At 56.0% G+C, this 26,084-nt stretch carries 36 protein-coding genes; 2 read left to right on the forward strand and 34 right to left on the reverse strand.

Translation table 11 applies throughout. From position 1 onward, the window contains the following. Positions 1-70 precede the first annotated feature (70 nt). The 29 genes from PVT68_RS08105 to rpsJ form a co-directional block, all read right to left on the reverse strand. On the reverse strand, positions 71-346 hold the full coding sequence (locus tag PVT68_RS08105) for a DUF1315 family protein (protein WP_280322233.1): 276 nt from the start codon (positions 344-346) through the stop codon (positions 71-73). A 109-nt stretch (positions 347-455) separates the two neighbouring features. After that, complete coding sequence (gene rplQ, locus PVT68_RS08110; protein WP_010133817.1) at positions 456-848, reverse strand: 50S ribosomal protein L17; 393 nt, start codon at positions 846-848, stop codon at positions 456-458. Positions 849-972: 124 nt separating this feature from the next. Beyond that, positions 973-1,977: a DNA-directed RNA polymerase subunit alpha gene (locus PVT68_RS08115; RefSeq protein WP_280322235.1), complete on the reverse strand. Its 1,005-nt coding sequence runs from the start codon at positions 1,975-1,977 to the stop codon at positions 973-975. Between the two features lie 45 nt (positions 1,978-2,022). Next, positions 2,023-2,643, reverse strand: a complete 621-nt coding sequence (gene rpsD, locus PVT68_RS08120; RefSeq protein WP_280322236.1) for a 30S ribosomal protein S4 — start codon at positions 2,641-2,643, stop codon at positions 2,023-2,025. A gap of 15 nt (positions 2,644-2,658) precedes the next feature. After that, on the reverse strand, positions 2,659-3,048 hold the full coding sequence (rpsK, locus tag PVT68_RS08125) for a 30S ribosomal protein S11 (RefSeq protein ID WP_043320820.1): 390 nt from the start codon (positions 3,046-3,048) through the stop codon (positions 2,659-2,661). Between the two features lie 40 nt (positions 3,049-3,088). Beyond that, the gene (gene rpsM / locus PVT68_RS08130; protein ID WP_138236927.1) at positions 3,089-3,445 is read right to left on the reverse strand and encodes a 30S ribosomal protein S13; all 357 of its coding nucleotides are present in this window, start codon (positions 3,443-3,445) and stop codon (positions 3,089-3,091) included. A 406-nt stretch (positions 3,446-3,851) separates the two neighbouring features. Beyond that, positions 3,852-3,968: a 50S ribosomal protein L36 gene (gene rpmJ / locus PVT68_RS08135; RefSeq protein ID WP_010133825.1), complete on the reverse strand. Its 117-nt coding sequence runs from the start codon at positions 3,966-3,968 to the stop codon at positions 3,852-3,854. A gap of 41 nt (positions 3,969-4,009) precedes the next feature. Then, positions 4,010-5,356: a preprotein translocase subunit SecY gene (secY, locus tag PVT68_RS08140; protein ID WP_280322237.1), complete on the reverse strand. Its 1,347-nt coding sequence runs from the start codon at positions 5,354-5,356 to the stop codon at positions 4,010-4,012. Between the two features lie 12 nt (positions 5,357-5,368). Continuing rightward, positions 5,369-5,803 (reverse strand): 50S ribosomal protein L15, encoded by a 435-nt coding sequence (gene rplO / locus PVT68_RS08145; protein WP_280322238.1) that lies wholly within the window; start codon positions 5,801-5,803, stop codon positions 5,369-5,371. Between the two features lies 1 nt (position 5,804). After that, positions 5,805-5,990, reverse strand: coding sequence for a 50S ribosomal protein L30 (gene rpmD / locus PVT68_RS08150; protein WP_280322239.1), 186 nt, complete (start codon positions 5,988-5,990; stop codon positions 5,805-5,807). Positions 5,991-6,057: 67 nt separating this feature from the next. Beyond that, the gene (gene rpsE / locus PVT68_RS08155; RefSeq protein WP_078084432.1) at positions 6,058-6,567 is read right to left on the reverse strand and encodes a 30S ribosomal protein S5; all 510 of its coding nucleotides are present in this window, start codon (positions 6,565-6,567) and stop codon (positions 6,058-6,060) included. 10 nt (positions 6,568-6,577) lie between these two features. After that, on the reverse strand, positions 6,578-6,928 hold the full coding sequence (gene rplR, locus PVT68_RS08160; protein ID WP_105101956.1) for a 50S ribosomal protein L18: 351 nt from the start codon (positions 6,926-6,928) through the stop codon (positions 6,578-6,580). A gap of 9 nt (positions 6,929-6,937) precedes the next feature. Then, on the reverse strand, positions 6,938-7,471 hold the full coding sequence (rplF, locus tag PVT68_RS08165) for a 50S ribosomal protein L6 (protein WP_280322240.1): 534 nt from the start codon (positions 7,469-7,471) through the stop codon (positions 6,938-6,940). Between the two features lie 12 nt (positions 7,472-7,483). Further along, the gene (gene rpsH, locus PVT68_RS08170) at positions 7,484-7,876 is read right to left on the reverse strand and encodes a 30S ribosomal protein S8 (RefSeq protein WP_280322242.1); all 393 of its coding nucleotides are present in this window, start codon (positions 7,874-7,876) and stop codon (positions 7,484-7,486) included. Between the two features lie 27 nt (positions 7,877-7,903). Then, entirely contained in the window at positions 7,904-8,209 is a 306-nt protein-coding gene (gene rpsN / locus PVT68_RS08175) for a 30S ribosomal protein S14 (RefSeq protein WP_280322243.1), read from the reverse strand. Between the two features lie 9 nt (positions 8,210-8,218). Next, positions 8,219-8,758, reverse strand: coding sequence for a 50S ribosomal protein L5 (gene rplE, locus PVT68_RS08180; protein ID WP_280322244.1), 540 nt, complete (start codon positions 8,756-8,758; stop codon positions 8,219-8,221). Between the two features lie 14 nt (positions 8,759-8,772). Next, entirely contained in the window at positions 8,773-9,090 is a 318-nt protein-coding gene (gene rplX / locus PVT68_RS08185; protein ID WP_280322245.1) for a 50S ribosomal protein L24, read from the reverse strand. A gap of 20 nt (positions 9,091-9,110) precedes the next feature. After that, on the reverse strand, positions 9,111-9,479 hold the full coding sequence (gene rplN, locus PVT68_RS08190) for a 50S ribosomal protein L14 (protein WP_280322246.1): 369 nt from the start codon (positions 9,477-9,479) through the stop codon (positions 9,111-9,113). Positions 9,480-9,535: 56 nt separating this feature from the next. Beyond that, positions 9,536-9,799: a 30S ribosomal protein S17 gene (gene rpsQ / locus PVT68_RS08195; protein ID WP_160154547.1), complete on the reverse strand. Its 264-nt coding sequence runs from the start codon at positions 9,797-9,799 to the stop codon at positions 9,536-9,538. A 2-nt stretch (positions 9,800-9,801) separates the two neighbouring features. Next, positions 9,802-9,993, reverse strand: coding sequence for a 50S ribosomal protein L29 (rpmC, locus tag PVT68_RS08200; RefSeq protein ID WP_043320803.1), 192 nt, complete (start codon positions 9,991-9,993; stop codon positions 9,802-9,804). Next, complete coding sequence (rplP, locus tag PVT68_RS08205; protein WP_010133841.1) at positions 9,993-10,406, reverse strand: 50S ribosomal protein L16; 414 nt, start codon at positions 10,404-10,406, stop codon at positions 9,993-9,995. Before rplP ends, rpmC begins: the two co-directional genes overlap by 1 nt. Before the next feature lie 11 nt (positions 10,407-10,417). Beyond that, entirely contained in the window at positions 10,418-11,098 is a 681-nt protein-coding gene (gene rpsC / locus PVT68_RS08210) for a 30S ribosomal protein S3 (RefSeq protein ID WP_280322249.1), read from the reverse strand. A 19-nt stretch (positions 11,099-11,117) separates the two neighbouring features. After that, positions 11,118-11,450: a 50S ribosomal protein L22 gene (gene rplV / locus PVT68_RS08215; protein WP_043320801.1), complete on the reverse strand. Its 333-nt coding sequence runs from the start codon at positions 11,448-11,450 to the stop codon at positions 11,118-11,120. A 15-nt stretch (positions 11,451-11,465) separates the two neighbouring features. Beyond that, complete coding sequence (rpsS, locus tag PVT68_RS08220) at positions 11,466-11,744, reverse strand: 30S ribosomal protein S19 (RefSeq protein WP_020411388.1); 279 nt, start codon at positions 11,742-11,744, stop codon at positions 11,466-11,468. A gap of 37 nt (positions 11,745-11,781) precedes the next feature. Next, positions 11,782-12,606, reverse strand: coding sequence for a 50S ribosomal protein L2 (gene rplB, locus PVT68_RS08225; protein WP_280322250.1), 825 nt, complete (start codon positions 12,604-12,606; stop codon positions 11,782-11,784). Positions 12,607-12,620: 14 nt separating this feature from the next. Then, complete coding sequence (gene rplW, locus PVT68_RS08230) at positions 12,621-12,917, reverse strand: 50S ribosomal protein L23 (protein WP_280322251.1); 297 nt, start codon at positions 12,915-12,917, stop codon at positions 12,621-12,623. Continuing rightward, positions 12,914-13,528, reverse strand: coding sequence for a 50S ribosomal protein L4 (gene rplD, locus PVT68_RS08235; protein ID WP_280322252.1), 615 nt, complete (start codon positions 13,526-13,528; stop codon positions 12,914-12,916). The genes rplW and rplD overlap by 4 nt, the downstream gene beginning before the upstream one ends. An 18-nt stretch (positions 13,529-13,546) precedes the next feature. Further along, positions 13,547-14,182, reverse strand: a complete 636-nt coding sequence (rplC, locus tag PVT68_RS08240; RefSeq protein WP_280322253.1) for a 50S ribosomal protein L3 — start codon at positions 14,180-14,182, stop codon at positions 13,547-13,549. Between the two features lie 110 nt (positions 14,183-14,292). After that, entirely contained in the window at positions 14,293-14,604 is a 312-nt protein-coding gene (gene rpsJ / locus PVT68_RS08245; protein ID WP_066967210.1) for a 30S ribosomal protein S10, read from the reverse strand. Positions 14,605-14,813: 209 nt separating this feature from the next. Here rpsJ and PVT68_RS08250 point away from each other — a divergent pair, with 209 nt between their 5' ends. Both PVT68_RS08250 and PVT68_RS08255 read left to right on the forward strand, forming a co-directional pair. Then, positions 14,814-15,290 carry an aminoacyl-tRNA deacylase gene (locus tag PVT68_RS08250; RefSeq protein WP_280322255.1) on the forward strand — a complete coding sequence of 159 codons (477 nt, stop codon included), beginning with the start codon at positions 14,814-14,816 and terminating at the stop codon, positions 15,288-15,290. Positions 15,291-15,558: 268 nt separating this feature from the next. After that, positions 15,559-17,061: an alkaline phosphatase PhoX gene (locus PVT68_RS08255; RefSeq protein WP_280322257.1), complete on the forward strand. Its 1,503-nt coding sequence runs from the start codon at positions 15,559-15,561 to the stop codon at positions 17,059-17,061. A 78-nt stretch (positions 17,062-17,139) separates the two neighbouring features. On the opposite strand, the gene tuf is transcribed toward PVT68_RS08255, so the two are convergent. The 5 genes from tuf to rpoC all read right to left on the reverse strand — a co-directional run bounded on the left by tuf (position 17,140) and on the right by rpoC (position 26,063). Continuing rightward, positions 17,140-18,333: an elongation factor Tu gene (gene tuf / locus PVT68_RS08260; protein ID WP_280322258.1), complete on the reverse strand. Its 1,194-nt coding sequence runs from the start codon at positions 18,331-18,333 to the stop codon at positions 17,140-17,142. 62 nt (positions 18,334-18,395) lie between these two features. After that, entirely contained in the window at positions 18,396-20,504 is a 2,109-nt protein-coding gene (gene fusA, locus PVT68_RS08265; RefSeq protein WP_280322259.1) for an elongation factor G, read from the reverse strand. A gap of 122 nt (positions 20,505-20,626) precedes the next feature. After that, positions 20,627-21,097: a 30S ribosomal protein S7 gene (rpsG, locus tag PVT68_RS08270; protein ID WP_010130334.1), complete on the reverse strand. Its 471-nt coding sequence runs from the start codon at positions 21,095-21,097 to the stop codon at positions 20,627-20,629. A 115-nt stretch (positions 21,098-21,212) separates the two neighbouring features. Beyond that, entirely contained in the window at positions 21,213-21,587 is a 375-nt protein-coding gene (gene rpsL, locus PVT68_RS08275) for a 30S ribosomal protein S12 (RefSeq protein ID WP_280322260.1), read from the reverse strand. 246 nt (positions 21,588-21,833) lie between these two features. Next, the gene (gene rpoC / locus PVT68_RS08280) at positions 21,834-26,063 is read right to left on the reverse strand and encodes a DNA-directed RNA polymerase subunit beta' (RefSeq protein WP_280322261.1); all 4,230 of its coding nucleotides are present in this window, start codon (positions 26,061-26,063) and stop codon (positions 21,834-21,836) included. Between the last annotated feature and the right edge of the window lie 21 nt (positions 26,064-26,084).

Genomic DNA, 26,084 nt, shown 5'->3' on the forward strand with positions numbered 1-26,084 from the left:
TCCCACGGAGGCCCGCTACAAACTTAAGCCAGAATAGTTGACCCGGCGGCTGCTGAGAAAGACTGTCCGTTCAAGACTCAACCCAGGTCAGGGCTGTATCCTCGTCGCTTTTATCATCACTACTTTTATCACCACAAGGCGTCGCTTTAGGCGGTATGTATCCCACTCGCGACTCCGGTGCACTGTGGCTCTGTTCCCAATAGGCAACCGCCTCCGCACAGAGGGATTTCTGGGTATCGGTGATTACCACCCCATTTGGCCATTTACCCAGCTCGATAGCGCGCTTAAGACTGGCAACGATGGTTGGGTTCAGAATTTTTAACAGATCATCCAGAGACTGGAACATGCTCACTCCGGCCTGAAATATCAGGTGCTGAAAAAAAGAAAAGCCGGTCTATGACCGGCTTTCCCTCGCTCGGTACATTGGAGTACCGATCAACCTAAAGCAATTTGCCTCAGGCTTCTGCAGCTTCTGCAGTTTCGTCCGCAACCGGACGATCCACCAGCTCGACGTAGGCCATCGGCGCCTTGTCGCCGGCACGGAAACCGCATTTCAGAATGCGGATGTATCCGCCCGGACGGGCTTCATAACGGGGACCCAGTTCGTCGAACAGCTTGCGCACGGCATCCTTGTCACGGATACGGGCGAAAGCCAGACGGCGGTTGGCAACACTGTCCTTCTTGGCCAGGGTGATCAGCGGCTCGGCGACGCGACGCAGCTCCTTGGCTTTCGGCAGTGTGGTTTTGATCAGTTCGTGCTCTACCAGAGAAGCGGTCATGTTTTTGAACATGGCCTTACGGTGAGAGCTGGTACGACTGAATTTACGGCCACTATAACGATGACGCATAACTCAATTCCTCACGACTTCGATTGCTTTCTCAGCAAGTCGTCTGGGAGTGGTGCTTGCAGGTGGCACCCACCACTCGGTTTTCTTCACGCGGGCGGGCAAACACGCCCGCGCCACAAACGCTTTACAGGGAGCTCAGCTTGCTGTCGCCCTTGAGGCTGGCCGGCGGCCAGTTCTCAAGACGCATACCCAGGGACAGACCGCGGGAAGCCAGAACGTCCTTGATCTCCGTCAGGGACTTCTTGCCCAGGTTCGGGGTCTTCAGCAGCTCTACTTCGGTACGCTGAATCAGGTCGCCGATGTAGTAGATGTTTTCTGCTTTCAGACAGTTCGCCGAACGCACGGTCAGCTCCAGGTCGTCTACCGGACGCAGCAGCACCGGATCGACTTCCTCTTCCTTCGCTTCCGGCTGGGCATCCTTCTCGCCTTCCAGGTCCACGAAAACTGCCAGCTGTTGCTGCAGAATAGTGGCGGCGCGACGGATTGCTTCTTCCGGGTCCAGGGTACCGTTGGTCTCCAGGTCCAGAACCAGCTTGTCCAGGTCAGTACGCTGTTCTACACGCGCGGATTCCACGCTGTAGGAAACACGACGAACCGGGCCAAAGGACGCATCCAGCTGCAGGCGACCGATTGAGCGGGACTCCTCTTCGTCATCACGACGCGCATCGGCGGGCTGGTAGCCACGACCGCGTGCAACAGTCAGACGCAGGTTGAGTTCCACATCACCGGTAATGTTGGCGATAACATGCTCGGGGTTCACGATTTCAATGTCGTGATCCACCTGGATATCACCAGCGGTTACCGCACCGGGGCCCTTTTTGCTCAGGCTCAGCACTGCCTGGTCCTTGCCGTGCATCACCACCGCAATTTCTTTCAGGTTGAGCAGGATTTCGATTACGTCTTCCTGAACACCTTCAATTGCGCTGTACTCGTGCTCAACACCGTCGATCTCAACTTCAGTGACGGCGCAGCCCGGCATGGAGGACAGCAGGATGCGGCGCAGCGCGTTGCCGAGAGTGTGGCCGAAACCACGCTCCAGCGGTTCCAGAACCACTTTGGCGTGGTTCTGGTTGTACTCGGTGACGTCAATACGACGAGGTGTCAAAAACTCGTTGACAGCAGTCTGCATAGCCATACCTGTATTACAGTTTTATTCCTTAAATGGAACAGAGCCTTACTTGGAGTAGAGTTCCACGATAAGGTTTTCATTGATCTCTGCCGGCAGATCGACGCGATCCGGAACACGCTTGAAGGTACCTTCCAGCTTGCTCGCATTCACGTCTACCCACTCAACGTCGCCACGCTGTGCAGCGAGGGAAACGGAGTGTTGGATACGCATCTGCTTTTTGGCTTTCTCGCGAATAGCGATGACATCGCCTTCCTTAACCTGGTAGGAAGGGACGTTCACAGCGCTACCATTTACCAGAATCGCCTTGTGAGATACCAGCTGACGCGCTTCTGCGCGAGTAGAGCCGAAGCCCATGCGGTAAACCACGTTGTCCAGGCGTTTTTCCAGCAGTTGCAGCAGGTTTTCACCAGTTGCACCCTTAAGACGCGCCGCTTCCTTATAGTAGTTGCGGAACTGCTTTTCCAGCACGCCGTAGATACGACGTACTTTTTGTTTTTCACGCAGCTGAACGCCGTAGTCGGACAGGCGACCGCGACCGGCGCCATGAACGCCAGGCTTGGTTTCCGCGCGGCACTTTGACTCGTGCGGGCGAACGCCGGATTTCAGCTGAAGATCGGTACCTTCCCGACGGGAAAGCTTACATTTTGGTCCAATATAACGTGCCATTTCGTCAACCCCCTCTTACACGCGACGTTTCTTGGGCGGACGACAACCATTATGCGGGATCGGCGTCACGTCGGTGATGTTGGTGATCTTGTAGCCGCAGTTGTTCAGAGCGCGAACGGCAGATTCGCGACCCGGGCCTGGGCCCTTAACTTCGACATCAAGGTTTTTCAGGCCATACTCCTGGGCGGCAGTACCTGCGCGCTCAGCGGCAACCTGGGCTGCGAAAGGCGTGCTCTTACGAGAGCCGCGGAAACCGGAGCCACCTGCGGTAGCCCAGCTCAGAGTGTTGCCCTGACGGTCAGTGATCGTCACGATCGTGTTGTTGAACGATGCGTGGATGTGGGCAACACCGTCGACAACGGTCTTTTTGACCTTTTTGCGAACAGTAGTTTTTGGCTTAGCCATACCTGTATCCTAAATCCTGTACTTGTGAAGACCGGCGCGATTACTTACGAATCGGCTTGCGCGGACCCTTACGGGTACGGGCGTTAGTCTTGGTGCGCTGACCGCGAAGCGGCAGGCTGCGACGGTGACGCAGACCGCGGAAGCAACCCAGGTCCATCAGACGTTTGATGTTCATGGATACTTCACGACGCAGATCACCTTCAACGGTCAGTTTCGCAACTTCACCGCGGATGGTTTCGATCTGCTCTTCGGACAGATCACGAAGTTTGGTGGATTCAGCGATACCTACCGCTGCCAGAATAGACTTGGCCGTAGTGCGACCGACACCATAGATATGGGTCAGGGAGATCACGGCGTGCTTGTGGTCTGGTACGTTTACACCAGCAATACGTGCCATAGAGGCATACTCCACGTATTTGAACCGGCACAATTTTGGTAACAGGCGCGGTTCAATTCTCGATTCGGCGCTGACAGCGACTAAAAAGCCATCAACGCCACCAAAAAGGCGCGCAAGAATAGCTTTTCAGACACCAAATTGCAATAGCCCACCCGCCCAGAGGGAAACCCTGGGTTAAGGCAGACGACAGTCAACGCCCCCTTTTTGAAACCCCGGGGCCGCCTCAACGAGTGACCCTCGGGTTTCGCCGCAGGCCGGGAGGCTTGCGGTGCGCTTTTTAACACGGGGCGGTGTTAATCAGCAAATATCTTTCACGATTAATTGGTGTCGCCTATCCCGATTCCATCGGTAGAAAACACCTGACCCGCCCTCCCTGGCGAGTCGCTAGTCGACGCGTGAGCGTCGATTAGCCCTGCCGCTGCTTGTGACGCGGCTCGGCGCTGCAGATTACCCGCAGAACGCCTTTGCGACGTACGATTTTGCAGTTACGGCAGATCTTTTTAACAGAAGCGCGTACTTTCATGACCTTACCTCAATTCAATCCTGCTGCAGTTTGGCTGCCGATCAACGACGGCCGTAGCCTTGCAGATTTGCCTTTTTCATCAACCCTTCATACTGGTGTGACATCAGGTGCGACTGCACTTGTGCCATAAAGTCCATCACCACGACCACAACGATCAGCAGTGAAGTACCCCCCAGATAGAAGGGAATGTTCAGCCCGACTACCAGGAACTGCGGCAGCAGGGATACCAGTGCGATATAGACGGCACCTACCAAAGTCAGACGGGTCAGCACGGTATCGATATAACGTGCAGTCTGCTCACCAGGACGGATACCGGGTACATAGGCACCGGATTTTTTCAGGTTGTCTGCGACTTCATTCGGGTTGAACATCAACGCCGTATAGAAGAAGCAGAAGAAGCCAATCAGCAGTGCGAACAGAATAATGTTCAGCGGCTGACCGGGGCCGAGCTGCAGCGCCATCCACTGCAGTATCTGCGCACCCAGACCCTCACCACCCTGACCGAACCACTGCGCCAGAGTCGCAGGGAACAGCAGGATACTGCTGGCGAAGATGACCGGAATTACACCGGCCATATTGACCTTCAGCGGCAGGTGGCTTGACTGAGCCGCCGGCGCCTGGGAGTAACGACCCGCCTGACGACGTGCGTGGTTGATGGTGATGCGGCGTTGACCGCGCTCCATAACCACGACGAAGTACACAACGGCAATCGCCACAAAACCAATCGCCAGCAGCATCAGGATGTGCAATTCACCCTGGCGCGCCTGCTCGAACGCCTGACCAATAGCACTGGGCAACCCGGCCACAATACCGGCAAAAATCAGCATGGAAATGCCGTTGCCAACACCGCGCTCGGTAATCTGCTCACCCAGCCACATCATGAACACAGCACCGGTCACCAGTGACACTACGGCCACAAAGTAAAATCCGAACGCGGGTTCCGCGGAGTACGCCAGATTCTGACCGGCGAGACCAAAGGTCATACCGATACCCTGAATCAACGCAAGCAGTACCGTCAGATAACGTGTGTACTGGTTAATCTTGCGCCGCCCTGCATCACCTTCCTTCTTCAACGCCTCCAGAGAAGGCGTTACCGCGGTCATCAACTGCATGATGATGGACGCGGAGATGTAAGGCATGATGCCGAGCGCCAGAATACTCATACGCTCCAGTGCACCACCGGAGAACATGTTGAACAGACCCAGGATGGTACCCTGATTCTGGTTAAACAGATTCGCCAGCTTTTCCGGATCAATACCGGGCACCGGAATGTGAGTCCCTAAGCGATAAACGAGTATCGCGAGAAACAGAAAACGAAGGCGAGCCCAAAGCTCGCCTAATCCCTTGCCGTTGCCCAGGGAGTTAACACCAGATCCTGGTCGTGCCATTGGGGCCTCGATTTAGTCTTCTACTTTTCCGCCAGCAGCTTCGATGGCCGCTTTAGCACCTTTGGTGACGCCCAGACCTTTAACGGTAACCGCTTTGGTCAGTTCGCCAGAAAGGAACACTTTGGCGCGCTTAATGTGGTCGCCGATAATATCGGCATTTTTCAGCGCTGCCAAATCAATCGTGTCACCTTCTACCTTCGCCAGCTCCGCCAGACGCACTTCCGCAACAAAGCGGCCAACGCGAGAGGTGAAACCGTACTTCGGCAGACGCTTCTGCAAAGGCATCTGACCGCCTTCGAAGCCCGGACGAACGCTACCACCGGAACGGGCCTTTTGACCCTTGTGACCACGGCCACCGGTTTTACCCAGACCGCTACCGATGCCGCGACCAACGCGCTTGGCGCTGTGCTTGTGACCCTCAGCGGGAGACAACTCGTTCAAACGCATGTTACGCCTCCTCTACTTTTACGAGGTAGTTCACTTTGTTGATCATGCCGCGCACAGAGGGAGTGTCTTCCACTTCCACAGTGTGACCGATGCGGCGTAGACCCAGACCAGCGACACACGCCTGATGATTCTTCAGACGACCAGCGACGCTCTTGACCTGGGTGACTTTGATGGTCTTATTAGCCATGACTCATTCACTCAAAGCAAGTTCAGATCGGGCCACAGCGATTCTGCTGCTGCGACCCGTAACTGAATCAGTTCAGGATTTCTTCCACAGACTTACCGCGCTTGGCGGCAACGTCTTCTGGGCTGCTCATTTTGCCCAGCGCACTGAAAGTTGCACGTACGACGTTTACCGGATTGGTAGAGCCGTAGCACTTGGCCAGTACGTTGTGGACACCAGCCATTTCCAGTACGGAGCGCATGGCACCGCCGGCGATAACACCGGTACCCTGGGAAGCGGGCTGCATGTATACCTTGGAACCGCCGTGGCGACCGTTGGTAGCGTACTGAATGGTGTCACCGTTCAGGTCTACCTGGATCATGTTGCGACGCGCAGCTTCCATTGCCTTTTGGATGGCAACCGGCACTTCACGCGCTTTACCACGACCGAAGCCAACGCGACCATTGCCGTCGCCAACTACGGTCAGAGCGGTGAACGCGAAGATACGACCACCTTTTACGGTTTTGGCAACGCGATTGACCTGGACCAGCTTTTCCTGGAGGCCTTCGTCGTTGCTTTTCTCGACTTTATCTCTAGCCATAACTCAACCCTTAGAATTTCAGACCGGCTTCACGGGCAGCGTCTGCCAGGGCCTTAACACGGCCGTGGTATTTGAAGCCGCTACGATCGAAGGCTACCGCTTCAACGCCAGCGGCTTTCGCGCGCTCAGCGATCAGGGTGCCAACGGCTTTAGCAGCGTCGACGTTACCGGTTTTGCTTTCACGCAGGTCCTTGTCCAGAGTAGAGGCTGAGGCCAATACCTTGTCGCCATCGGCAGACAGGATCTGTGCGTAAATGTGGCGGGGAGTGCGGTTCACTGTCAGGCGAACGGCGCCCAGCTCACGCATTTTGGCGCGGGCACGACGTGCACGACGCAAGCGAGATTGCTTTTTAACGTTCATATCTATGCCTTACTTCTTCTTGGCCTCTTTGCGATACACGCGCTCGTCGGCGTAACGGACACCCTTACCTTTGTAAGGCTCCGGCGGACGGAATGCGCGGATCTCAGCGGCCACTTGACCCAACAGCTGCTTGTTGCTGCTCTTCAGTACGATTTCAGTCTGGCTCGGAGTTTCTGCGGTAACACCTTCCGGCAGATCGTAATCGACCGGATGAGAGAAACCGAGGCTCAGATTGACGGACTTACCAGATGCTTTCGCACGGTAACCAACACCGACCAACTGAAGTTTCTTTTCGAAACCCTGACTGACACCGACCACCATGTTGTTAACCAGCGCACGGGTAGTACCTGCGAGGGCACGCGCCTGCTTGGAACCGTTGCGTGCAGCAAAGGTCAGCTGGTTTTCTTCCTGCTTCACTTCCACATCGCTGTGAACAGAGAAGTTCAGGTTGCCGTTACCACCTTTCACAGCGATATCCTGACCTTTCAGGTCAATGGACACGCCAGCGGGGATGCTTACTGGACTATTAGCTACTCGAGACATATTAACCCCCGCTTAGAATACGGTGCAGAGCACTTCGCCACCGACACCAGCCTGACGGGCAGCGCGATCAGTCATTACACCTTGGGAGGTGGAGACGATTGCGATACCCAGGCCGCCGCGTACGGAAGGCAGTGCTTTCTTGCCAGCGTAGTTACGCAGGCCCGGACGGGAAACCCGATCCAGTTCAGCGATAACCGGCTTGCCCTGGAAGTATTTCAGTTCGATGGTCAGTTCAGGCTTGGCACCTTCGCTGACGGCCACATCAGTAACGTAACCTTCGCTTTTCAGCACGTTGGCCACAGATACTTTCAGTTTGGAAGAAGGCATGGAAACGCTACCCTTACCGCGGCCCAGGGCGTTGCGGATGCGGGTCAGCATATCTGCCAACGGATCTTGCATACTCATTACTTAAGACTCCTCAAGTCTGCCGGATTACCAGCTGGACTTAACCAGGCCGGGGACATCACCACGCATGGCTGCTTCACGCAGTTTGTTACGGCACAGGCCGAATTTGCGGTAGACAGCGTGGGGGCGACCAGTGATACGACAGCGACGTTGCTGACGTACCGGGCTTGCATCGCGCGGCAGTTGTTGCAGCTTGAGTTGAGCCTCCCAACGCTCCTCATCGGAAGCGTTGGCACTGGCGATGATCGCCTTCAGCTCTTGACGCTTTTCAGCGTACTTAGCTGCGGTTCGAGCGCGCTTGGTTTCGCGCGCAATCATGGATTTCTTCGCCATGGAATCCTCTTAACCCTTGAAAGGGAAGTTGAATGCTTTCAGCAGGGCACGACCTTGGTCGTCGTTAGCTGCTGTAGTAGTGATACAAATATCCAGACCGCGGATTTTGTCTACTTTGTCGTAGTCAATTTCCGGGAAGATAATTTGTTCTGTTACACCCATCGAGAAGTTACCACGACCGTCGAACTGCTTCGGGCTGATGCCACGGAAGTCACGGATACGCGGAATCGCGATACCGATCAGACGCTCCAGGAACTCATACATGCGCTCACCGCGCAGAGTTACCTTACAGCCGATCGGCCAGCCATCACGGATTTTGAAGCCCGCGATAGACTTGCGCGCATTGGTCACGATAGGTTTTTGACCAGTAATCGCAGTCATGTCACTGACTGCGTGTTCCAGTACCTTCTTGTCACCAACCGCTTCACCAACACCCATGTTGATGGTGATTTTGGTGATGCGTGGCACTGACATTACGTTCTCAAGTCCCAGCTCTTCTTTCAGCTTGGGCGCGAGTTCTTTGGTATAGAGCTCTTTAAGCCTTGCCATTTTTTCCACCTGACTTATGCGTCAACGGCTTCGCCGCTGGATTTGAAGACGCGAATCTTAGTGCCATCTTCCAGTACTTTGAAGCCTACCCGGTCAGCTTTCTGAGTGCTCGAGTTGAAGATGGCAACGTTGGAAGCCTGGATAGCAGCTTCTTTCTCAACAATGCCACCAGCAACGCCCAGCTGGGGGTTCGGCTTCTGGTGTTTTTTGATCATCTGTACACCGGATACGATCAGGCGACCGTCGTTCAGCACCTTACGTACGGTGCCGCGCTTGCCTTTGTCGCGACCGGCGATAACGATGACTTCGTCGTCACGCTTGATCTTGCGCATAACTCTTCTCCGCTCGTGGCTTAAATAACTTCGGGAGCCAGTGAGATGATCTTCATGAACTTCTCACCGCGCAGCTCGCGAGTTACCGGGCCAAAAATACGGGTGCCGACCGGAGCAAGGTTCTGGTTCAGCAACACCGCTGCGTTATCGTCAAACTTGATCAGGGAACCGTCGGTACGGCGAACACCTTTTTTGGTGCGAACCACAACCGCGTTCATAACCTGACCCTTTTTTACTTTACCGCGAGGAATTGCTTCCTTAACGGTTACCTTGATGATGTCGCCAACGCCAGCGTAGCGACGGTGGGAGCCGCCCAGCACCTTGATGCACATGACACGGCGAGCCCCACTGTTATCGGCTACTTCTAAGTAGGATTCTGCTTGAATCATTGTTCCTCTCCGAAGACCTTTCTAGGTCTTCACAGTCAATGTCAATGCGCTAGGGGTTAAACCTTCGCCGCACGCTCTACAATTTTCTGCAAGGACCAGGATTTGCTCTTGGACAGCGGACGAGATTCTTCAATGGTTACGACATCACCGATGCCGCACTCATTGTTTTCGTCGTGTGCCTTGAGCTTGGTGGACTTGCTCACGATTTTGCCGTAGATCGGGTGCTTAACACGGCGCTCGATCAAAACGGTGATGGTTTTATCCATCTTGTCACTCACGACCTTGCCGGTCAGAGTCCGCTTCAGTTGTGCTTCAGCCATGATTAATTACCTGCCTTCTCGGTCAACACAGTCTTAATGCGAGCAATGTCGCGACGAGTCTGCTTCAGCAGATGGGTCTGAGTCAGCTGACCGGTGGACTTCTGCATACGCAGCTTAAACTGTGCTTCAAGCTGGCTCAGCAGTTCCTGGTTCAGTTCTTCAACTGACTTTGAGCGTAGATCTGCAGTCTTCATCACATCACCGAACGCTTAACGAAAGTTGTTTTTACAGGCAGCTTGGCTGCGGCGAGTTCAAATGCTTCGCGAGCCAGTTCTTCGGAAACGCCTTCCATTTCATAGAGGACTTTTCCTGGTTGAATCTGGGCAACCCAGTATTCAACGCCACCCTTACCTTTACCCATCCGAACCTCGAGAGGTTTGTTGGTGATGGGCTTGTCCGGAAACACACGAATCCAGATCTTACCGCCACGCTTAACGTGACGAGTCATTGCGCGACGAGCCGCTTCGATCTGACGCGCAGTAATGCGTCCACGACCGATGGCCTTGAGGCCGAACTCGCCAAAGCTCACTTTAGAGCCGCGCTGGGAAAGACCGCGGTTGCGACCCTTCTGTACCTTGCGGAATTTTGTACGCTTCGGTTGTAGCATCTGCGCACCCCTTACTTAGCAGCTTTTTTGCGAGACTTCGCTGGCTTCTCTTCGGGGATTTCGTCACCGATGACTTCGCCTTTGAAGATCCAAACTTTCACACCGATGATGCCGTAGGTAGTACTGGCTTCATAAGTGCCGTAGTCGATGTTGGCACGCAGAGTGTGCAGAGGTACACGACCCTCACGGTACCATTCGGTACGCGCGATCTCGGCGCCGCCCAGACGGCCGCTAACCTGGATCTTGATACCTTCAGCGCCCTGGCGCATAGCGTTCTGTACGGCACGCTTCATAGCGCGACGGAACATAACGCGACGCTCCAGCTGCTGAGCAACGTTCTGGGCTACCAGAGTGGCGTCCAGATCCGGCTTGCGCACTTCTTCGATGTCGATGTGCACCGGCACACCCATCTGGGCGCTAACGTCGTTGCGCAGACGCTCTACGTCTTCACCTTTTTTACCGATCACGATACCCGGACGCGCAGTGTGAATGGTCACACGAGCGGTGTTGGCCGGACGTTCGATCTCGATGCGGCTCACGGAAGCGTGGGCCAGTTTTTTGCGAATGTATTCGCGAACTTTCAGATCCGTGTACAGCTTGTCTGCGTACTCGTCGCTGCCGGCATACCAAACAGAGGTATGCTTTTTAACGATACCCAGACGAATGCCGGTAGGATGTACTTTTTGTCCCATGGTTTTCTCGCCTGTCCTGTTATTTCTCGGCTACTTTCACAGTGATGTGACAAGTACGCTTCAGAATACGATCGGCACGACCTTTGGCACGCGGCTTAATGCGCTTCATAGTCATACCCTCATCCACGAAGATGGTGGAAACCTTCAGCTCGTCGACGTCGGCACCTTCGTTGTGCTCGGCGTTGGCGATTGCAGATTCCAGAACCTTCTTGACGATCGCAGCACCTTTCTTGTGACTGAAAGCCAGGATATCCAGGGCTTCCTCGACACCTTTGCCGCGGATCTGATCAGCTACCAGACGCGCTTTCTGTGCCGACAGACGAGCACCGCGTAATTTTGCTTGTACTTCCATCTCTATAACCTCGGCTTAGCGCTTCTTCGCTTTCTTGTCCGCGGCGTGGCCACGGTAAGTGCGGGTAGCTGCGAATTCACCCAGTTTGTGGCCAACCATTTCTTCGTTGACCAGTACGGGCACGTGTTGACGACCGTTGTGCACGGCAATCGTCAGGCCCACCATTTCCGGCATAATCATGGAACGGCGGGACCAGGTTTTAATCGGCCGGCGATCATTGGCTTCGATCGCTGCCTCCACCTTCTTGATCAGATGCAGATCAATAAAGGGACCTTTCTTTAATGAGCGTGGCACTGTCGATTCCTCTCTAGCAGCTCAGACATCGCGCGGCTTATTTGCCGCGACGACGTACTATCATGTTGTCGGTGCGCTTGTTCTTACGCGTTTTCTTACCCTTGGTCGGAACGCCCCAAGGTGTCACTGGGTGACGACCACCGGAGGTACGACCTTCACCACCACCATGCGGGTGGTCTACCGGGTTCATCGCCACACCGCGAACGGTAGGACGAACACCGCGCCAGCGTTTGGCACCAGCTTTACCCAGCTTGCGCAGGCTGTGCTCAGAGTTGCTCACTTCACCCAGGGTGGCGCGACACTCAGACAGAACTTTACGCATTTCACCAGAACGCAAACGAATGGTCGCGTACTGACCTTCACGGGCAACCAGCTGAACAGAGGCACCGGCAGAGCGGGCCAGCTGAGCACCTTTACCAGGCTTCAGCTCGATACCGTGAATCACGGAACCAACCGGGATGTTGCGCAGCGGCAGGGTGTTACCTACAGCGATAGGCGCAGCGTCGCCAGATTGGATCTTGGCACCAGCTTTCAGGCCTTTCGGTGCAAGGATGTAACGACGCTCACCGTCGGCGTAGCACACCAGGGCGATGTGCGCAGTACGGTTCGGATCGTATTCCAGACGCTCAACGGTGGCTGGAATGCCATCTTTATTGCGCTTGAAATCCACCATACGGTAGTGATGCTTGTGACCACCACCGATATGACGGGTGGTAATGCGACCGTTATTGTTACGGCCACCGGTCTTGGACTTCTTCTCAACCAGCGGAGCGTAAGGCGCACCTTTGTGCAGGTCAGAGTTAACAACCTTAACCAGGTGACGACGGCCAGCAGAGGTCGGTTTTGTTTTTACAATAGCCATTGTAACTTTCCCCTTTACTCAGCAGCTTCGAAGTTGATGTCGCTGCCTTCGGCCAGTCGAACGTAGGCTTTTTTCCAATCATTGCGCTGACCCATGCCGTAGCGGGTGCGCTTGGTTTTGCCTTTTACGTTCACGGTGCGAACCTGTTCAACGGAAACGTTGAACAGCTTTTCTACCGCGGCCTTGATATCGGCCTTGGAAGCGTCGGTGGTAACTTTGAACACTACCTGGTTAGCGGCGTCCGCCAGACCAGCAGCTTTCTCGGAAATTACCGGGCCCAGCAGTACTTTGTAGAGTCGCTCTTGGATCATCCCAGCACCTCATCAATTTTCTTGAGTGCAGAAACGGTAACCACGACCTTGTCAAAGCGAATCAGGCTTACCGGATCGATTGCCTGTACATCGCGAACATCGATCTTGTGCAGGTTGCGCGCGGCCAGGTAGAGGTTTTCATTTACCTCTTCGGTCACGATCAACGCATCAGACAGATCGTACTGTGCCAGTTTGGTTACCAGCTGTTTGGTCTTCGGCGCGTCAACGTCGAAAGACTCAACTACAACCAGGCGCTCCTGACGAGCCAGCTCGGAGAGAATGCAGCGCAGTGCAGCGCGGTACATTTTCTTGTTGAGCTTGACGCTGTGATCACGGGGTTCAGCAGCGAAAGTTACACCACCAGAACGCCACAGCGGGCTGCGAATAGTACCGGCACGAGCACGGCCAGTACCTTTTTGGCGCCAAGGCTTCTTGCCGCCACCGGAAACCGCAGCGCGGTTTTTCTGAGCCTTGGTACCCTGACGAGCGCCAGCCATATAGGCGACAACTGCCTGGTGCACCAGGTCCTGATTGAATTCACGACCGAAAGCCACTTCAGAAACTGCAACAGTGCCTTTAGCGCCTTCGGGAGTAGCGATATTCAGTTCCATATCTATTTCCCCTCAGACTTAGGCTTTAACGGCCGGACGAACGATTACATTACCGCCGGGCGCGCCAGGAACGGCACCTTTAACCAGCAGCAAGTTACGCTCGGCGTCCACACGAACTACTTCCAGGTTTTGCGTGGTAACACGCTCGGCACCCATGTGACCGGCCATTTTCTTGCCTTTCCACACGCGGCCAGGAGTCTGGCACTGACCGATAGAACCGGGAGCGCGGTGAGACAGAGAGTTACCGTGAGTAGCGTCTTGGGTACGGAAGTTCCAGCGTTTGATACCGCCCTGGAAACCTTTACCTTTGGAAGTGCCGGTTACGTCAATCTTCTGACCAGCTTCAAAGCCAGCAACAGTGATTTCAGAACCGATTTCGAAGGACTCTTCAGAACCGTCAGTACGCAGTTCGAAAAGAGCAGAGCCAGCCTCAGTGTTGGCTTTGGCGAAGTGGCCCGCTTGGGGCTTGGAGACACGGGAAGCTTTACGGGAACCCACAGTTACCTGAACCGCGGAGTAGCCATCAGTTTCCAGAGTTTTCACCTGAGTGACGCGATTCGGAGCTACCTCGATAACAGTTACCGGGATAGACGCGCCGTCTTCAGTGAAGATGCGAGTCATGCCGCTCTTGCGGCCGACAATACCTATAGTCATCTTTTCAACCTCTCAGTGCACGGGGCTTTAACCCACTGCGGCCGCCCAATTTCAGAGCGTTACACTACCCAGACCTTTTTCGCCTGGGATTCGGTAGTTAATTTGAAGTGTTAGCCGAGACTGATCTGAACCTCAACACCGGCCGCCAGATCGAGCTTCATCAGCGCGTCGACGGTTTTCTCGGTAGGCTCGACGATGTCCAGCAAACGCTTGTGAGTACGAATCTCGTACTGGTCACGCGCGTCTTTGTTGACGTGCGGAGAAATCAGTACGGTGTACTTCTCTTTACGAGTCGGCAGCGGAATGGGACCGCGTACTTGAGCGCCAGTGCGCTTGGCCGTCTCTACGATCTCCTGAGTAGATGTGTCAATCAGCTTGTGATCGAACGCCTTCAGGCGAATTCGGATGCGTTGACCCTGCATGGAATCAAACTCCAATCAATAAAACCAAAGAACGTCCTTTTGCACAGCCCCGAGGGCGGGCGAAAAGGAGCGCGAAGTCTACGGGTGATTATTTGATCTGTCAACCGCCAGGGAGAATGAAAAACCGCCAATGGAGTGCGGGCGGTGGCGGCGCGAATCTACACTAAGAGAAAGCGCTCTCAGGGCGCACAAACCGGGAGGGCAACACTATGACCATGGCCACAACTGTCAGTCAATATTTAAATGAACATTCAGTCCACTACCGGGTTATCCCCCATGACCATAGCGCCACAAGCCGTGAAAGCGCACACAAGGCCGGACTGAGGGAAGACACCGTTGCTAAAGCCATTCTGCTTGAGGACGACCAGGGCCTGGTAATGGCGATCATCCCCTCGAGCAGCAGCCTGGACATGCGCGCAGTGCACGATGAAACCGGGCGCAACCAGCTCGAAATGGTAAAAGAAACCGAATTCGGCGAGATCTTCAGCGACTGCGAAGTCGGTGCCCTGCCACCACTGGGACCCGCGTATGGTATCACCACCCTGGTCGACAGCAGCCTGGATCTTTGCGATACGGTTTATCTGGAGTCGGGAGATCACGAATCGCTGGTGGCAATGGACGGTCGCGACTTCAACCAGCTGATGGCGGGATGCATCCATTGCGATCTGAGTAAAGACTGGTTCTGACGCCCCCCCCTAATCGGGCCCGACATAATACAAGCCCCTGCGCACCTCTGCGCAGTGGGCGACGTCCATGCATGAACGCCAAACGCCCCACCCCAAAACGAACCGCCGACACCTCTTTCGTCCAAGTAGTGTGACAACGGGCACCAATCCAGCGCCTGTAGCAGAAACTTCACAACCCCTGCACTTGCAATTCACTACCTGCGACCACCCTGCTCGCGGCGTTACCACCACACCACGATATCCACATAACCAGATAAGGATGCGACTTATGGACAATCAGCAGCAGGGGAACCCAACCCAACAGAAACAAGAAAGCACGCAACTCAGCCGCCGGAGCTTTGTGCGCACCGGCGTGATGGGCAGCGCCGCCAGCCTCGCCTTTGCCGCCCTCGCCAGCCGGGTTGAAGCCGGTAACGGGCGCAACCCAGACCACAATAAGGGTAACGACAACCCCCATCACAACCGCCCCCAAAGCGCAGACTACGGGCCTCTGAAGCCCACCAAATGTATGGCAACGGGGCTTAGCCTACTCGCCCTGCCGACGGGCTTTGACTACCTGTCGTTCGGCTGGACCGGGCAACGGATGGACGATGGCCGTCCCACCCCTACCGATCACGACGGCATGGCCGTTTGCGGGCGCCGCGGCACAACCATCGCCATGGTACGCAACCACGAACTGAGCGCCCAGGAAGGCACACAGTGCCTGGTCGAGGGAGGCATGTACGACCCCGCGGAGTACGGCGGCACCACCACCCTGGAATTCGACCTCAAGCTCGGCCAGTTTACCCGCTGCTACACCAGCCTCGGCGGCACTATCCGCAACTGCGCCGGCGGCCCCACCCCCTGGAGCTCGTGGATTTCCTGTGAGGAGACCTTCCACACCTGGCGAGACGACGGATACAACCACGGCTACCTCTTTGACGTACCAGCGTTTGGCACCAGCAGCGGCCAGCCCATCCGGGCCGCAGGGCGCTTTTCCCACGAGGCAGTGGCGGTAGACCCACATACCGGCGTGGTCTATGAGACCGAAGACGCTGGCAGCAGTGCCTTCTACAAATACGTCCAGCCCGGCGCAGGAGAGCGCAGCTGGCGTGGCCGCTGGCATAAAGGCGAAACCCTGCGCGATGGCGGCCAGCTTTACGCAATGGTGGTGAAGGGCACACCGTCTATGGATCTGCGCGGTGGTTTCACCCCCGGTGACACCTTTGATGTGACCTGGGAGCTAGTGACAGATCCCGAGGGAATACACGGTCGCGCATTCGACTCGGCACCCACCGCGGCCGTAATCAGCCGCGGTGAAGGCTGCTGGGAAGATGGAGGTAACATTTATTTCGTGTCCACCAATGGTGGCGCCGCACGCCTGGGGCAGATCTGGATGTACAACCCGCGCAACGAAACCCTGAGCCTGGTGTTCGAATCCACCGACGCATCCGATGTCGACGGTCCGGACAATATCGCCATCAGCCCGCGGGGCGGCATCATCATGTGCGAAGACGGCAGCTCCGACCCCAAACGGATGGTCGGGCTCAGCCGCGCCGGCGAGACCTTCCCATTCGCAGAAAATCGTATTCAACTGGCGGAGGGGGACCTGGATCTGATCGACAGTATTTATCCCGGCACCAAAGCCAACTTTCAAGACAACCCGATTGGTGATTACCGCTCGCGGGAGTGGGCCGGTGCGACCTTTTACGGTGACTGGCTGTTTGCGAATATCCAGTCGCCCGGTGTGACCTTCGCCATTCGCGGTCCCTGGAAAAAAGGCTGCCTCTGAACCGGAACTTTTATTGAGGCCATAAAAAAACCGCGGCGTTTCCGCCGCGGTTTTTTTGATGCAGATCAGGAGTAAAAATTACTCGACGATCTTGGCTACCACGCCAGCACCAACGGTACGGCCACCTTCGCGAATCGCGAAGCGCAGACCTTCTTCCATCGCGATCGGCGCGATCAGGGTAACAACCATCTGTACGTTGTCGCCCGGCATTACCATCTCGGTACCTTCCGGCAGTTCACACGCACCCGTTACGTCGGTGGTACGGAAGTAGAACTGAGGACGGTAGCCTTTGAAGAACGGGGTGTGACGACCACCTTCGTCCTTGGACAGTACGTACACTTCCGCTTCGAACTTGGTGTGCGGAGTGATGGAACCCGGCTTGGCCAGTACCTGACCACGCTCTACTTCGTCACGCTTGGTGCCGCGCAGCAGGGCGCCGATGTTCTCACCAGCACGGCCTTCGTCCAGCAGCTTGCGGAACATTTCCACACCGGTACAGGTGGTGGTGGTGGTTTCTTTGATACCAACGATCTGGATTTCGTCACCAGTCTTGACGATACCACGCTCTACACGGCCGGTTACTACGGTACCGCGACCAGAGATGGAGAATACGTCTTCGATCGGCATCAGGAACGGCTTGTCGATAGCGCGCTCCGGCTCAGGAATGTAAGAATCCAGAGTCTCAACCAGCTTCTTAACAGCAGTGGTACCCAGCTCGTTGTCGTCTTCGCCGTTCAGCGCCATCAGAGCAGAACCAACGATGATCGGGGTGTCGTCACCCGGGAACTCGTACTGGTCCAGAAGTTCGCGAACTTCCATTTCTACCAGTTCCAGCAGCTCTTCGTCGTCAACCATGTCGGCTTTGTTCAGGAATACCACGATGTACGGTACACCTACCTGACGGGACAGCAGGATGTGCTCACGAGTCTGCGGCATGGGGCCGTCTGCTGCGGAACATACCAGGATAGCGCCGTCCATCTGGGCAGCACCGGTGATCATGTTCTTAACGTAGTCGGCGTGTCCCGGGCAGTCTACGTGCGCGTAGTGGCGAGTCGGGGACTCGTACTCTACGTGAGAGGTAGAGATGGTGATACCGCGCTCACGCTCTTCCGGTGCATTGTCGATACCGTCAAAGGCAACAGCGGAGCCGCCCCATACTTCCGCACATACGCGAGTCAGCGCAGCGGTCAGGGTGGTTTTACCGTGGTCAACGTGACCGATGGTGCCCACGTTTACGTGGGGCTTGGAACGTTCAAACTTTTCTTTTGCCATCTTAGATGTCCTCTAGCTAAAAGAATTAAAAAGAGTAAACCTTAGCGTTATTACCTTGAGAATCAGCCTTTGTTCTTGGCGATAATCTCGTCGGCAACGTTCTTCGGCGCTTCCGCGTACTTCTGGAATTCCATGGTGTAGGTGGCACGGCCTTGGGTCGCAGAACGCAGGTCAGTTGCGTAACCGAACATTTCCGCCAGCGGAACCTCGGCATTGATAACCTTACCGGACGAATTCTCATCCATGCCCTGGATCAGACCGCGGCGACGGTTCAGGTCACCTACCACGTCACCCATGTTCTCTTCAGGCGTAACCACCTCTACTTTCATGATCGGCTCAAGCAGAACTGCACCACCCTTCTGGGCCAGTTGCTTGGTCGCCATGGAAGCAGCGATTTTGAACGCCATTTCGTTGGAGTCCACGTCATGGTAGGAACCATCAAAGATGGTAGCCTTCAGACCCAGCAGCGGGTAGCCGGCCAGAACACCGTTCTGCATCTGCTCGGAAATACCCTTCTGGATCGCCGGTACGTATTCCTTCGGAACCACACCACCCACGATTTCGTTGACGAATTCCAGTTGGTCTTCCGCTTCCTCGTCCAGGTTCGGCTCGAAGCGAATCCATACGTGACCGTACTGACCGCGACCACCGGACTGACGAACAAACTTGCCTTCGATCTCACACTTGTTGGTGATGCGCTCGCGGTAGGCTACCTGCGGCTTACCGATGTTGGCTTCAACATTGAACTCGCGACGCATACGGTCAACGATAATGTCCAGGTGCAGCTCACCCATACCGGAGATGATGGTCTGGCCAGTCTCTTCGTCGGTCTTTACGCGGAAAGACGGGTCTTCCTGAGCCAGCTTGCCCAGTGCGATACCCATTTTTTCCTGATCCGGCTTGGACTTCGGCTCAACCGCTACGGAGATTACCGGCTCCGGGAACTCCATACGCTCGAGTACGATCTTGGCGTCTTCGGAACACAGGGTGTCACCAGTGGTGGTGTCTTTCAGACCGATGGCTGCCGCGATGTCACCTGCCAGTACTTCTTTGATTTCCTGACGGTTGTTGGAGTGCATCTGCACCATACGGCCGACACGCTCACGCTTCATCTTCACGGAGTTGTATACCGCGGTGCCGCTTTCCAGCTTACCGGAGTACACACGGAAGAAGGTCAGGGTACCAACGAAGGGGTCGGTAGCGATTTTGAACGCCAGTGCAGCAAACGGCGCATTGTCGTCAGCTTCACGGGTTTCGATGGTTTCGCCGTCGTCCAGAGTACCTTCGATCGCCTTAACCTGGTTCGGTGCCGGCAGGTATTCAATAACCGCGTCCAGCATGGCCTGTACGCCCTTGTTCTTGAACGCAGAGCCGCCCAGAACCGGAACGATTTCATTGGCCAGAGTACGCTGACGGATAGCTGCCTTGATTTCCTCTTCGGTCAGCTCACCTTCTTCCAGGTATTTTTCCATCAGTTCTTCGTTGGCTTCCGCCGCCGCTTCCACCAGGAATTCGCGCATTTCTTCGCACTCTTCCTGCATGTCAGCCGGGATGTCGGCGTAATCGAAAGTCATACCCATGTCTGCTTCGTTCCACAGGATGGCTTTCATTTTGACCAGGTCGACAACACCTTTGAACTCGTCTTCAGAACCGATGGTCATCTGAAGCGGAACAGCGTTAGCGTTCAGGCGGGTTTTCAGCTGGCTGACAACGTTGCGGAAGTTTGCACCGGTGCGGTCCATCTTGTTGACGAAGACCATGCGAGGTACTTCGTACTTGTTGGCCTGACGCCAAACGGTTTCAGTCTGCGGCTGTACGCCGGAGGAACCACACAGAACCACGACAGCACCGTCGAGAACACGCAGGGAGCGCTCTACTTCAATGGTGAAGTCAACGTGCCCGGGGGTGTCGATGATGTTGATGCGGTGCTGGTCGAACTGCTGCTGCATGCCCGCCCAGAAGCAGGTGGTGGCAGCAGAGGTGATGGTAATACCACGCTCCTGCTCCTGTTCCATCCAGTCCATGGTAGCGGCGCCTTCGTGCACCTCACCAATTTTGTGGGACAGACCAGTGTAGAAGAGTACACGCTCGGTAGTAGTGGTTTTACCGGCGTCTACGTGGGCGCAGATACCGATATTGCGATAGCGCGCGATAGGCGTTTTACGTGCCACAGTTGTATCCTCGATATAACGGCAAAAGGCAGCGAGGCCCCAAACTTAACACTCAGGTCCTTGCTGCCTTTCGGTATTAATTTCCGATGTGGGTATTCATCAGAGTTAGAAGCGCCACTATCTTAGAAACGATAGTGAGAGAACGCCTTGTTGGCTTCCGCCATACGGTGAACGTCTTCACGCTTCTTGACCGCGCCGCCCTTGTTCTGGGAAGCATCGATCATTTCGTTGGCCAGACGCTGAGCCATAGACTTCTCGCCGCGCTTACGGGAGAAATCTACCAGCCAGCGCATTGCCAGCGCAGTGCGACGCGCAGGACGCACTTCTACCGGTACCTGGTAGGTAGCACCACCAACACGACGGGACTTTACTTCCACCATCGGGGCGATATTTTCCAGGGACTCTTCAAAAATCTCGATCGGATCTTTGTTCAGCTTTTCTGAAACCAGATCCAGTGCACCATATACGATGCTCTCTGCCACAGACTTCTTACCAGAGATCATGACATGGTTCATGAACTTGGCCAAAGTCACGTTCCCAAACTTGGGATCGGGCAGTACTTCGCGCTTGGCGACTACTCGTCTTCTTGGCATGGGATTGCCTCTCTTCAGGGTTACTCTGAGACGCCGCCGTAAACAATTACTACTCGGCGAGCTCAGCCTTACTCCGGTTATTCGTTAAACCGAAACGCAGTTGAGACCTTAAGGATTAACCTTTAGGACGCTTAACACCGTATTTGGAACGGGCCTGCTTGCGATTGTTTACGCCGGCACAGTCAAGTGCACCGCGTACAGTGTGGTAGCGCACACCCGGCAGGTCTTTTACACGACCGCCGCGAATCAGTACCACGCTGTGCTCCTGCAGGTTGTGACCTTCACCACCGATGTACGAAGTTACTTCGAAACCGTTGGTGAGGCGCACACGACAAACTTTACGCAGCGCAGAGTTCGGTTTTTTCGGTGTAGTGGTGTACACACGAGTGCAAACTCCACGACGCTGCGGGCTGGCTTGCAGTGCAGGCACGTCGCTTTTTTCAACTTTGCGTTTTCTCGGCTTACGAACCAACTGGTTGATCGTTGCCATTAAAAATCACTCCAAAATAAAACGCCCCCACCATTAACAGCAGTGAGGGCCTATCGTCAGTGCACGACCTTCCGACCTGTCCGAAGACTGCCGGTTAGCCGTACCCCATTAGCGGGGGCCGCATTCTATAAGCGGTGGCGCCCCTAGTCAATCACCAAACGAAGTAACCACTAACTCCGTCTGGTGACAGCATTCTGACTCTGACCGAAAGGCGAAACCTCTCGGTCAGAGTTGCCTTTGCGAGCGTTACTCGCCGGAAGACTTCAGCGCTTCGGTCAACGCTGCTTCCACTTCCTCGGCAGAAGGCCCCTCGCCGTAACTCAGGCTCACCTGCTGCTGACGCTTGCGCTTGCGCTCGGCGTGGTATGCGAGACCGGTACCGGCCGGGATCAGACGTCCCACAACCACGTTTTCCTTCAGGCCACGCAGGCTGTCTTCCTTGCCGGTTACCGCGGCTTCGGTCAGTACCCGGGTGGTCTCCTGGAAGGAGGCCGCAGACAGGAAGGACTCGGTCGCCAGGGACGCCTTGGTGATACCCAGCAGCAGGCGTTCGAACTGCGCCGGCTGCTTGCCTTCGGCACGCAGACGCTCGTTCTCTTCCACCACACGCTGGTATTCCACCTGATCGCCCTTGATGAACTCAGAGTCACCCATCTCAAGGATTTCAACTTTACGCAGCATCTGACGCACGATGGTCTCGATGTGCTTGTCGTTGATACCTACACCCTGGAGGCGGTAAACCTCCTGAATCTCGTTGGTGATGTAGCGAGCCAGCTCCTCCACACCTTTAAGGCGCAGGATGTCGTGCGGGTTGGAAGGACCATCGGAGATCACTTCGCCCTTCTCTACGGTTTCACCTTCGAACACGGTCAGCTGACGGTGCTTCGGAATCAGTACTTCGTAGTGATCCTTGCCATTGGCCAGCGGCTTGCCGTCACGCGGGGTGATCTGCAGACGGATCTTGCCCTTGGTTTCCTTGCCGAAAGAAACGGTACCGGAGATTTCCGCCAGGATGGACGGCTCTTTCGGTTTACGCGCTTCAAACAGGTCGGCAACCCGCGGCAGACCACCGGTGATGTCCTTGGTTTTGCCGGATTCCTGAGGAATACGGGCAATAACATCACCGACATTCACCTTGTTATTCTCGGCCAGGCTCAGGATCGCCCGCGGCGGCAGCGCGTAGTGCGCAGGTGCGTTGGAGCTCGCCAGAGTCAGCTCTTCACCATTCTCATCCACCAGGGTCACCGCCGGGCGCAGGTCTTTACCCGCAGCCGGACGCTCAGCCGGATCGATGATCTCGATGGAAGACAGACCGGTAATTTCATCGGTCTGCTTGCGGATGGACAGACCATCTTCCATACCAGACAGTTTCACCCAACCGGCCACCTCGGTGATGATCGGGTGAGTGTGCGGGTCCCACTTGGCCACAATCTGGCCGCCTTCGACTTCAGCACCTTCGTAAACGCTGATATTGGCACCGTAGGGCAGCTTGTAGCGCTCACGCTCACGACCGGAAGGATCAGCGACCGCCAGTTCACCAGAGCGGGAAACCGCGATCAGGTTGCCGCTTTCGGCTTTTACGGTCTTCACGTTGTGCAGACGCACGGTACCCGGCTGCTTCACCTGGATGCTGTCCGCCGCAGACGCACGACTCGCCGCACCACCGATGTGGAAGGTACGCATGGTCAGCTGGGTACCCGGCTCACCGATGGACTGTGCTGCCACAACACCCACGGCTTCACCCGGGTTGGCGCGGTGACCGCGAGCCAGGTCGCGACCGTAACACTGGGCACAAATACCGTGGGCGGTTTCACAGGTGATCGCAGAACGCACGATAACCTCGTCGATACCCATACCTTCAATGCGCTCAACCCAGGCTTCGTCGATCATGGTACCGGCGGGTACGGCGATCTCGTCGCTGCCGGGCTTGATCACATCGCGGGCCACGACACGGCCGAGGATGCGGTCACCCAGAGATTCGATCACGTCACCGCCTTCGATCACCGGCGCCATGGTCAGGCCGTCGTCGGTGCCACAGTCGATTTCGGTGATCACCACGTCCTGGGCCACGTCCACCAGACGGCGGGTCAGGTAACCGGAGTTCGCGGTTTTCAGTGCGGTATCCGCCAGACCTTTACGAGCACCGTGGGTCGAAATGAAGTACTGCAGTACGCTCAGACCTTCACGGAAGTTAGCAGTAATGGCGTTCTCGATAATGGAGCCGTCTGGACGCGCCATCAGACCACGCATACCGGCGAGCTGGCGGATCTGAGCTTCAGAACCCCGTGCGCCGGAGTCGGCGTACATGTATACGGAGTTGAAGGAGTCCTGCTCGGTTTCGTTGCCTTCGCGATCGATCACCGGCTCTTTCTTGATACCGGCCATCATCGCCTGGGTCACCTTGTCGTTGGTACGGGACCAAACATCGATGACCTTGTTGTATTTCTCACCCGCGGTTACCAGACCGGAAGCAAACTGGCTCTCAATTTCTTTCACTTCCGCTTCCGCAGAGGCAATCAGGTCGGCCTTGGCCGCCGGGATTTCGAAGTCGTTCACACCAATGGAGGAACCGGATTTGGTGGAGAAGTCGAAACCGGTATACATCAGCTGGTCAGCAAAGATAACGGTCGCCTTCAGGCCCACCTTGCGGTAGCACTCGTTCAGTACGCGGGAGATCGCCTTCTTCTTCATCGGCTGGTTGACGAATTCGAAGGGCAGGCCGTCCGGTACGATGTTCCACAGCAGCGCGCGGCCAACAGTGGTGTCGTATACGGTACGGGTTTTGTGCTTCTCGCCGTCTTCACCCACCTCGACTTCGTCGATACGCACTTTCACCTTCGCCTGCAGGCCAACCTGTTTGGCGTAGAAGGCCCGGCTGACTTCCTTGATATCGGTGAAGAACATGCCTTCGCCTTTATCGTTTACGCGTTCGCGGGTCATCCAGTACAGACCCAGTACCACGTCCTGGGACGGTACGATGATCGGCTCGCCGTTCGCGGGCGACAGGATGTTGTTGGTGGACATCATCAGCGCGCGGGATTCCAGCTGCGCTTCGATGGTCAGCGGCACGTGTACCGCCATCTGGTCACCGTCGAAGTCGGCGTTGTACGCCGCACACACCAGCGGGTGCAGCTGAATCGCTTTACCTTCAATCAGCACCGGCTCGAACGCCTGGATACCCAGACGGTGCAGGGTCGGTGCACGGTTCAGCAGTACCGGGTGCTCGCGGATCACCTCGTCGAGGATATCCCACACGATAGCTTCTTCGCGCTCGACCATTTTCTTGGCCGCCTTGATGGTGGTGGCCAGGCCGCGGGCTTCCAGCTTGCCGAAAATGAACGGCTTGAACAGCTCGAGGGCCATTTTCTTCGGCAGACCACACTGGTGCAGGCGCAGGGTCGGACCTACCACGATCACGGAACGACCGGAGTAGTCGACGCGCTTACCCAGCAGGTTCTGACGGAAACGACCCTGCTTACCCTTGATCATGTCGGCCAGGGATTTCAGCGGGCGCTTGTTGGAACCGGTGATGGCACGACCGCGACGGCCGTTGTCCAGCAACGCGTCCACAGACTCCTGCAGCATGCGCTTTTCGTTGCGCACGATAATGTCCGGCGCATTCAGCTCAAGCAGGCGCTTCAGACGGTTGTTACGGTTGATCACGCGGCGGTACAGGTCGTTCAGGTCGGAGGTCGCAAAGCGGCCACCGTCCAGCGGTACCAGCGGGCGCAGGTCCGGCGGCAGAACCGGCAGTGCCTGCATGACCATCCACTCCGGCTTGTTGCCAGATTTGTAGAAGGCTTCCAGCAGTTTCAGACGCTTGGACAGCTTCTTGATCTTGGTCTCGGAATTGGTGGCCGGGATCTCTTCGCGCAGGCGCTGGATTTCCTGGGGCAGGTCGATGTCGTTCATCAGCTCCTGGATGGCTTCCGCACCCATTTTCGCTTCGAACTCGTCGGCGAACTCTTCCATCGCTTCGAAGTACTGCTCGTCGTTCAGCAGCTGGCCGCGCTCCAGGGTAGTCATACCCGGATCGGTCACAACATAGCTTTCGAAGTACAGCACACGCTCGATATCACGCAGGGTCATATCCAGCAGCAGGCCGATCCGGGACGGCAGGGATTTCAGGAACCAGATATGCGCGACCGGGCTCGCCAGCTCGATGTGGCCCATGCGCTCACGGCGCACCTTGGCCTTGGTCACTTCCACGCCGCATTTTTCACAGATGATGCCGCGGTGTTTCATGCGCTTGTACTTACCGCACAGGCACTCGTAGTCCTTTACCGGGCCAAAAATCTTGGCACAGAACAGGCCTTCACGCTCCGGCTTGAAGGTACGGTAGTTGATGGTCTCCGGCTTTTTCACTTCGCCGTAGGACCAGGAGCGGATCATGTCCGGGGATGCCAGACCGATACGGATAGCGTCAAATTCTTCCAGCTGATCCTGGGCTTTCACCAGGTTTAACAAATCTTTCAAGGCCTTTCCTCCACTAGGGGG

Source organism: Microbulbifer bruguierae, assembly GCF_029869925.1.
GTDB lineage: Bacteria > Pseudomonadota > Gammaproteobacteria > Pseudomonadales > Cellvibrionaceae > Microbulbifer > Microbulbifer bruguierae.